At 50.8% G+C, this 1778-nt stretch carries 1 pseudogene; it reads left to right on the plus strand.

Annotation, left to right across the window (positions count from 1 at the left end):
- Positions 1–1778, plus strand: a pseudogene (locus AACQ38_RS23640) (MARTX multifunctional-autoprocessing repeats-in-toxin holotoxin RtxA); the annotation flags it as partial.

Genomic DNA, 1778 nt, shown 5'->3' on the forward strand with positions numbered 1-1778 from the left:
ACCGCGCTCAATTGGGGAACCTCAAACGTGGGCGTCAAAGTCGGTATGGGGGGCTTTAAGTCACTGGTTTTCGGGGATAATAATGTGATGGTGCACATCGGCAATGGCGACAGTAAACACAGCGTCGATATTGCCGGTTATCAGGCGCTTGAAGGGGTGCAGATGTTTATTGGCAACCGTAACATCAGTTTCAATCAGGGGCGCAGTAATGACCTGATTGTGATGATGGATAAATCCCTGCCAACGCCGCCGCTGGTTAATCCGTTTGATGGTACCGCCCGTATTTCCGGGGTCTTGCAAGGTATTGCTCATTTTGGTGAAAAGCAGGACTGGCTGGTGGCGCAGGATCAGCAATGGACCCTCGCCGGCGCGAAAAAATTTGTGCTGGATCTGTCCGGTTTGGACCAGACCAGCAGCGTGGACTATAAAACGCTGGTTGATCTGGATTCACAGCATGCCCGTAGTAGCCGTGGTTTGAAGCAAGATATTGAAGTGACGTTGAATAAAAAATTCAACCAGTGGCTCACCCGCAATGTGAGTGATATGGGCACAATGAGCCGCGCGAATAAATTCCGTCAGGTCAATGAGAAACTGGCATTCAACTTTGCGGTAGGTGGCCGGGGAGCGGATATTCAGGTGACCACGGGTAACTGGAACCTGATGTTCGGTGATAATATTCAGTCGATTTTGGATACCAACCTGGGTTCGTTATTTGGCCTGATGACGCAGCAATATTCGGCAACGGGTATGGCGAAGACCACGTTTACCTATCATCCACAGGATTTGCCGCGTCAGCTTAAGAATAAGCTGCTGGGCCGATTAGCCGGTGTAAACGCGGAGACGACCTTAGCGGATATTTTTGGCGTGAATTACACCCCGGAAGGTCAGATGGTTTCCCGTACAGGAGACCCGGTTAATGGCGAAGCGATTCTGCGAGAGATGCTGGCCGTGATTGCAGAATTTAGTGGCGATCAACTGAAAGCGTTTACAAATCCGGAGAAGTTGCTTGATGGTTTGAAAGCGGGCATGGCGATGGGCGGGGATGGCATCAGATCGTTTGCCGAAAGTCATGGTCTGCAAGAGAGAGCCCCGGATGAAAACCGTGGATCAGAATTGCCAGTCAGCATCAATGGAATGGGGGCTCAGGCCGATGATAAAGCAAAACCTGTATTTGGCTTTAACTCTCTGAATCTGCCTAATCTGTTTGCAACGATGTTCAGTCAAGATAAGCAGACAGAAATGCACTCCTTAGTCACGCATCTGAAAGAGAACCTCACCGCGGATCTGCTTAATATGGAGCAGAAAACATTTGATTTCCTGCGTAACAGCGGTCATTTGCAAGGGGATGGCGATATCCATATCTCGCTGGGGAACTATAATTTCAACTGGGGCGGTGACGGTAAAGATCTCGGCGCTTATCTGGGTGATAACAACAACTTCTGGGGAGGACGTGGAGAGGATGTTTATTACGCCATCGGTATTTCCAACCTCTTTACCGGGGGTGAAGGCAATGATCTGGGCGTCCTGATGGGGCGTGAAAACGGGATGTTTGGCGGTCATGGCGATGATACCGCAGTGGTAGCCGGGCGGATTAACTATGCGTTCATGGGTGAAGGGAATGACCAGACATTTGTTTTTGGTGAAGGCGGGCTGATTGATGCCGGTAACGGGGACGACTACGTTGTTACCTCCGGCAACTACAACCGGGTGGAGACCGGGGAAGGTCAGGATTATGCCGTGACCATCGGGAATAACAACCGGGTTGAGCTGGGTGAAGG

Source organism: Photorhabdus sp. RW14-46, from assembly GCF_963887965.1.
Lineage (GTDB): Bacteria > Pseudomonadota > Gammaproteobacteria > Enterobacterales > Enterobacteriaceae > Photorhabdus > Photorhabdus laumondii.